Annotated in this window: 5 protein-coding genes; 1 reads left to right on the top strand and 4 read right to left on the bottom strand. The window is 64.9% G+C overall.

Annotation, left to right across the window (positions count from 1 at the left end):
- Positions 1–703, bottom strand: a 703-nt coding sequence (locus BIS11_RS08550) for a succinylglutamate desuccinylase/aspartoacylase family protein (protein WP_253585925.1), incomplete at its 3' end; no start/stop codon positions are given.
- 152 nt (positions 704–855) lie between these two features.
- On the opposite strand from BIS11_RS08550, the gene BIS11_RS08545 reads away from it, so the two are divergent.
- A complete protein-coding gene (locus tag BIS11_RS08545) occupies positions 856–1,467 on the top strand; it encodes a TetR family transcriptional regulator (protein ID WP_253421789.1) in 612 nt (203 codons plus the stop codon).
- Positions 1,468–1,528: 61 nt separating this feature from the next.
- Here BIS11_RS08545 and BIS11_RS08540 read toward each other — a convergent pair whose 3' ends face one another.
- The 3 genes from BIS11_RS08540 to BIS11_RS08530 all read right to left on the bottom strand — a co-directional run.
- A complete protein-coding gene (locus tag BIS11_RS08540) occupies positions 1,529–2,203 on the bottom strand; it encodes a hypothetical protein (RefSeq protein WP_253421792.1) in 675 nt (224 codons plus the stop codon).
- Between the two features lie 206 nt (positions 2,204–2,409).
- Complete coding sequence (locus BIS11_RS08535) at positions 2,410–5,595, bottom strand: efflux RND transporter permease subunit (RefSeq protein ID WP_253585924.1); 3,186 nt, start codon at positions 5,593–5,595, stop codon at positions 2,410–2,412.
- The coding region (locus tag BIS11_RS08530; RefSeq protein ID WP_253585923.1) for an efflux RND transporter periplasmic adaptor subunit at positions 5,595–6,486 on the bottom strand (892 nt) is incomplete at its 5' end. The genes BIS11_RS08530 and BIS11_RS08535, both read right to left, overlap by 1 nt.

Here is a 6,486-nt window from a genome sequence, read left to right as displayed (position 1 = left end):
GCTGCTCGCCGGACAGCATGCCCAGGCGACGCATCACCCGCAGGATGCCGCGCACCCCTGGCGCGATCGCCCACTCGTCAAAGCGCAGCGCCTCGCCGGCCTCGTAGGTGAGGACCGGAATGCCGCGATTCTGCGCGTAGTGGCGAAGGCTCCCCTCGCGCAGCTCGGCGTTGAGGATCACCGGCGCGCCGAAGGCGTCCGCCATGCGCGCGGTTTCGCTACCGGGCTCGAGCTGGGCGCGAATCTGCGGCAGGTTGGTGCGATGAATGGCGCCGGTGTGCAGGTCGATGATGTGCGTCGCGTGGTCGACGATCTCCTCGCGCAAGAGCGCGGCGATACGCCCGCCGAGCGACCCGTTGTCGCTGCCCGGAAAGCAGCGGTTGAGATCGCGCCGGTCCGGCAGGTAGCGGGTGTGCTGCAGAAAGCCGAACACGTTGACCACCGGCACGGCGATCAGCGTACCGCGCAGGCTGTTGATCGAGCGCGAGCGCAGGAGCCTTCGCACGATCTCCACGCCGTTGATCTCGTCGCCGTGGATGCCGCCGCACACCAGCATCACCGGACCGGGCTTGCGCCCGTGTACCACTTCGATGGAGATGTGCAGCGGGGTATGGGTGTAAAGACGCGCCACCGGCACGTCGATCTGCTGGCGTTGCCCGGGCTGCAAGGTGTGACCGGCGATGTGAAAGGAAGTGTTGGCCATGGCAAGTCCTGTCGGCGGACGAAAAACGGCGCAAGGCGCACGTTTGTTGATCCAGGTGATGATATCCGTCCGTTAACCATACAGTTTTGAATGTAAAAGAACGGTGTTTCAGCTAAAATGCCCTCTTTACGGTGAACGAGCAAGGTTGCGTTATGGCAAGAAAAACCAAGGCAGAAGCGGCGGCGACGCGCGAAGCGTTGCTCGACGCGGCTGAAGAGGTCTTTTTCGACAAAGGCGTGGCCCGCACTTCCCTCGAGCAGGTCGCTCGGCACGCCGGCGTGACCCGCGGGGCGATCTACTGGCATTTCAAGAACAAGGGCGACCTGTTCATGGCGCTGATCGAGCGCGTGCGCATGCCCTTCCAGTCGCTGATCGACGAGGTCAAGAACCTCGACCCCGACATCTCGCCCCTGGACGCCATGCGCCTTGCAAGCCTCGCCGGCCTGAAACGCCTGGAGCAACCCTCCCACCGGCGCATCCTGTCGATTCTCATGCACCGCTGCGAGTTCTTCAGCGACATCAACCCGCTCGAGATGCAAAACGAGATCGGCGAGGAGTGTTTCGAGGAGATGGTGAACGTCTTCCAATTGGCCAAGGAGCAGGGTCAGTTGCGCGAGGACCTGTCGCCGGAGATCGCCGCTCGGCTGATGCAGTCGGCCATGGGCGGGCTCTTCCACGACTGGCTGCGCGCCCCCGAGGCGTATTCGGTCCGCGAGCGCGGCACCACGCTGATCGACACCCTGGTGACATTGATGCGCCGCTGAGCGCATCGCTTTGGCCCTCACGAAAAGCCTGCGCTCACGCAGGCTTTTTTCTTTCGGGCGCTCAACCGAAATGGGCCGTTTCCTGGTGCTTGTGACGAAGGCGCAGCTTGCCAAGCCACTGCCGGGTATCCAGATAGGTGCGCTCCTCCACGCTGCGATAGGCACCCTCCTCCTTCAGGTACTTCACCAGCACCCGTCGCTCGCCGGGCGTGAACGCGTTCTCCTCCTTGCCGTGAAGCACCACTTCGCAACCGTGGCTCGTGATCAGCCGAGCCTTAGCGTATTCCGCCCCTTCCGGCGCCGTCACCTCGACGACCATGCCCAGAAGGCTGCGGCGCTTGAAGGGCGCAAAGCGATTGAGCCCTCGGGCGAGCCCCTGGCACAGGCCGGCGGCCAGCGGCGAGGCGATGGCAAGCGAGCCCCAGAGAACCAGCACCCCGAGCGGCACGCGCAGCATGCCAAGCTCCAGCCAGCGCAGCACGAAGAGCTCGAGTGCCAGGGACAAGCCCCCGGCCAGCAGCATGAGAAGGGTCAGCGCGAGGCTCGCGGGCACCCCGATGAAACCGAGGGACACCAATGTGCTGGCCAGGTGATCGTCGCGCAGGCTGTCGTGCTCGAACAGCTCGAGCGGAGCGATGCGCAGCAGCACCAGAAGCCAGTAGAGGGCCAGAAGCCCCAGCACGAAGGTGAAGACGATGGTGGGATACAGTAAGGCGGCCGACAGGATCGGTTGCATGGCGTGTGCTCCTCCAGGTGGATTGCCTGGTGCGTTCTGGCCGGCTGTTATGGTATTGGATGCAGGCCGAACTCCTACTCACCAGTCTAGGCCAAACTATCCTTTCGTGCTTATAGGTGTGTTGACCGCGATCAAGCGCCGACGAAAAAAAGCGGGCCCCGAAGGGCCCGCCAGAGAGTGCATCGCGCGATGCGTGCCTTGTGGCATCAGCTCGGATCGTGCTCCAGACGCTGACCGCGGTCGCGATGGTCACCCTTCGCCTTGCGCTGCATCCAGTCGGCCGTGGCCGCGATCATGGCGTAGAAGGTCGGCACGAAGAGACTGCCCAGAATCGCGACCGACGCCATGCCCATGGCCACCGTGGTGCCGATGTGGTGACTGCTCACGTCACTTGCGCCGGTGGCCAGCGCCAGCGGCAGCGTGCCGAAGATGAAGGCGAGCGAGGTCATCACGATCGGCCGGAAGCGCAGCTCCGCGGCGGTGATCGCCGCCTCGCGAATGCTCTTGCCCTCTTCCTTGCGCTGCAGCTCGGCGAACTCGACGATCAGGATCGCGTTCTTCGCCGCCAGGCCCACCACCACCAGCATGCCGATCTGCACGTAGACACTGGTGTCGAGCCCGCGCAGCACGATGCCGCCGATGCCGCCCAGGAACGCGAAGGGCGTGGCGGTGAGTACCGCCAGCGGCAGTGCCCAGCTCTCGTACTGCGCCGCCAGGATCAAAAACACCATCAGGATACCGAAGATGATCGCCAGCATGGCCGTGTTGCCCAGGTTCGCCTCCTGGTAGGCGGTACCGGTCCAGCCCATGCCCCAGTTGGGGCCCAGGGTGTCCATGACCACTTCGTCCATCGCCGCGATGGCCTGGGCAGAGCTGGCACCTTCCGCCGGGTTGCCCTGGAACTGGGCGCCGGTGTACACGCCGAAGCGCGACACCACCGAGGGGCCGACCTGACGCTCGAGGGTGACGAACTCGGAGAGCGGGATACGCTCGCCGCTGCCGCCGCGCACGTAGACGTTGTTGATGTCGTCCGGCGTCTTGCGGAACTCGTCCTCGTTCTGCAGGTAGACCTGGAAGTTGCGGTTCTGGTAGCTGAAGAAGTTGACGAAGCCGTTACCGAAGGTATTGGAGAGCGCCGAGTTGATGTTCTCCAGCGCCACGCCGTAGCTCAACGCCTTCTGCTGGTCGATCTCGGCGCGGTAGGAGGGCACGTTGACGTTGAACGTCGAGAACACCTGGGAGAGCGCCGGATGCTGGTTCGCCGCCCCCATGACCTGCAGCGAGGCTTCATACAGCTCGCGCGGCGAAGCGCCGTCGAAGGACTGCAGGTAGCCGGTGAAGCCACCGGTGGTGGAGAGCCCCATGATCGGCGGCACGTTGAAGGCCATGGCCGAACCGCCGTCGATGCTCGCCCCCAGCTGCATGATCTGGCCGACCAGACCGGTGGCGGTCAGATCGCGCTCGTCCCAGGGCAGCATGTTGACGAAGATGATGCCACGGGCGGTGTTCACCGCGCTTGCCAGGATGTCGTACCCCGCTACCGCCGAGGAGTACTGCACCCCGGGGATGTCCTCGATCGCCGCGCTGAGTTTCTCCATGTAGGTCTGGGTACGGTCGAGCGAGGCGGCGTCAGGCAGCGAGACGCTGACCAGCACGATGCCCTGATCGGTTTCCGGCACCAGCGTCGAGGGCGTGGTGACGAACAGCCAGTAGGAGCCCACCCCGACCGCCACGGTCAGCGCCAGCGCCAGAAGCCAGAAGCGCACCAGCTTCTTGACCACCCACATGTAGGCCGCGGTGATGCCGGCGAACATGCGATCGAACAGGCGCAGAGGCGTGGTGATCGCGCGCTTGAAGCGCGACGGACGCTCGTGGTGCAGGTCGTGCTTGATGAAGATCGCCGAGAGCGCCGGTGTGAAGGTCAGTGCCATCAGCGCCGAGAGCGCCACCGAGATCGCCACGGTAATGGCGAACTGCTGGTAGATCTGCCCGGTGAAGCCGCCCAGGAACGCCACGGGCACGAACACCGCCGCCATGATCAGGGAGGTGGCGATGACCGGCCCGCCCACTTCGCGCATGGCGCGGATGGTGGCGTCGCGAACGGTGATCTCCTCGTCCTCGCTGAGCACGCGCTCGACGTTCTCGACCACCAGGATCGCATCGTCCACCACGATCCCGATCGACAGCACCAAGGCGAACAGCGTCAGCAGGTTGATCGAGAAGTCGAACAGGTAGAACCCGGCGAAGGTGCCGATGACCGAGACCGGCACCACCGACATGGCGATCACCGTGAAGCGCCAGTTCTGCAGGAAGATGAACAGGATCACGATGACGATCAGAAACGCTTCGATGAAGGTGTGGAACACCGTCTCGACCGAGGCATCGATGAACAACGTCGTGTCGTAAGGCGTGACGTACTCGAGCCCCGGCGGGAAGCGGCTGGCCAGATCCTCCATGGTACTGCGCACCGCTTCGGCGGTGGAGAGCGCGTTGGCCCCGGGCTGCTGGTTGATGATGATCGGCGTCATGGTGGCGCCGTTCAAGCGCGCATCGACGCCGTAGAAGGAGGCGCCGAGCTCGATGCGCGCCACGTCCTCGAGGCGCAGCGACGAGCCGTCCGGGTTGGTACGCAGGTAGATGTTGCGGAAATCGTCCGGGTCCGACAGGCGCCCACCGGCGGTGATGGTGTAGGTGTAGGCGCGCGGCTCGCTCTGGGGGGAGGAGGCCAGATTACCCGCCGGTACTTCGGTGTTCTGGGTGCGGATGGCATTGGCCACTTCGCTGGGCGTCAGGTCGTACTGGGCCAGCTTGTCCGGGTCCATCCAGATACGCATGGCGAACTCGCCGCCACCGAGCACCTCGGCGTTGCCCACCCCCGGCACCTGGCGAAGCTCGTCCAGGATATTGAGGGTGGCGTAGTTCTGCATGTAGACGTTGTTGTAGTCACCGCTTGGCGAGGTCAACGCCACCAGCATCAGGATCGAGTCGGAGCGAAGCTCGACCTGCACACCCTGGGACTGTACCTGCTCCGGGAGCTGAGACAATGCGCCCTGCACGCGGTTGTTGACGTTGATGGTGTTGATATCGCCATCGGTGCCGATGTTGAAGGCCACGCTCAGGCTCATGATGCCGTTGTCGGCGCTGTTCGAGGTCATGTAGAGCATGTCCTCGACGCCGTTGATCGCCTCGGCCAGGGGGGCGGCCACCGTCTGGGCCACGGTTTCGGCGTCGGCGCCGGGGAACTGCGCCTGCACCGAGACCGTCGGCGGCACCACGCTGGGATACTGCTCGATCGGCAGTATCCGCATGGCCATCGCTCCGACCAGCGTCAGGATGATCGCCAGTACCGTGGCGAAGATCGGACGACTGATGAAGAAGTTGGAGAAATTCATTATTGCGCGCCCTCTTCTCCTTCACCGGCCGGCATGCCGCCGCCCGCGCCGCCCGCCTCGGAGGCGGCCTCGGCCTGCTCGCGCTGCTCTTCGGCTTCGGCTTGTTCGACGTCCTCGACGATGTTCTCGGCATCCCCGTCGAAGGGCTGCGGGTCGATGGTCATGCCCGGCTCGATACCGGCAGGGTCACCCACGATCACCCGATCGCCCTCTTCGAGGCCATCGAGAATGATCTGCCAGGGACCAGCCACGTCACCCAGCTGCACGGTGCGCTCGCGCGCCTTGTTGTCCTCGTCGAGCACGTATACGCGCGGGCCCATCAGCCCCTGGGTCGCGGCGATTTCCGGTACGGCGATCACGTTGAAGCGCTTTAGGCCGTCCAGGCGCACGCGCACGAACTGGCCCGGCAGCACGGCGGCGTCCGGGTTGTCGAAAGTGGCGGAGGCCTGAACGGTGCTGGTGCCGCTGTCCACGCGAGACCCCAAGAACTGCAGTTCGCCCTCGAGTTCGGCACCTTCGCTTCCGGAGAGTCCCGGCACGCTCAGCCGCGCGACGATGGGAGCGTCGTTGCCGCTGTCGTTGAGCTGGCGACGCAGTTCGAAAGCGTCACGCTGGGGCAGCTGGAAGCGCACTTCCAGCGGATCGAGCGGGGTGATGGTGGCAAGCTCGGTGCCAGAGGTCACGAGGTTCCCCAGGTTGATCTGGCTCAGACTGATCATGCCGGCGACCGGTGCTTCGACGCTGGAGTAGTCGAGATCCAGGTTGGCGCTGCGCAGTGCCGCTTCCGCCTGGGTCACGCTTGCCTGGGCCACGCGCTGCTCGGCGACCGCCTGATCGTACTGCTGACGGCTGACCGAGTTCTGGCTGAGAAGCTGCTCGAAGCGCTGGGCG

The organism is Halomonas sp. 707D4, from assembly GCF_024158685.1.
Taxonomy (GTDB): Bacteria; Pseudomonadota; Gammaproteobacteria; order Pseudomonadales; family Halomonadaceae; genus Vreelandella.
The sequence above is the reverse complement of the archived record's forward strand: the minus strand, read 5'-3'. Positions and strand labels throughout refer to the sequence as shown.

Bases quoted from the DNA above. Each gene is read 5' to 3' on its own strand.
- BIS11_RS08540 (WP_253421792.1), bottom strand. From the start codon at position 2,203: ATGCAACCGATCCTGTCGGCCGCCTTACTGTATCCCACCATCGTCTTC.
- BIS11_RS08535 (WP_253585924.1), bottom strand. From the start codon at position 5,595: ATGAATTTCTCCAACTTCTTCATCAGTCGTCCGATCTTCGCCACGGTA.
- BIS11_RS08545 (WP_253421789.1), top strand. From the start codon at position 856: ATGGCAAGAAAAACCAAGGCAGAAGCGGCGGCGACGCGCGAAGCGTTG.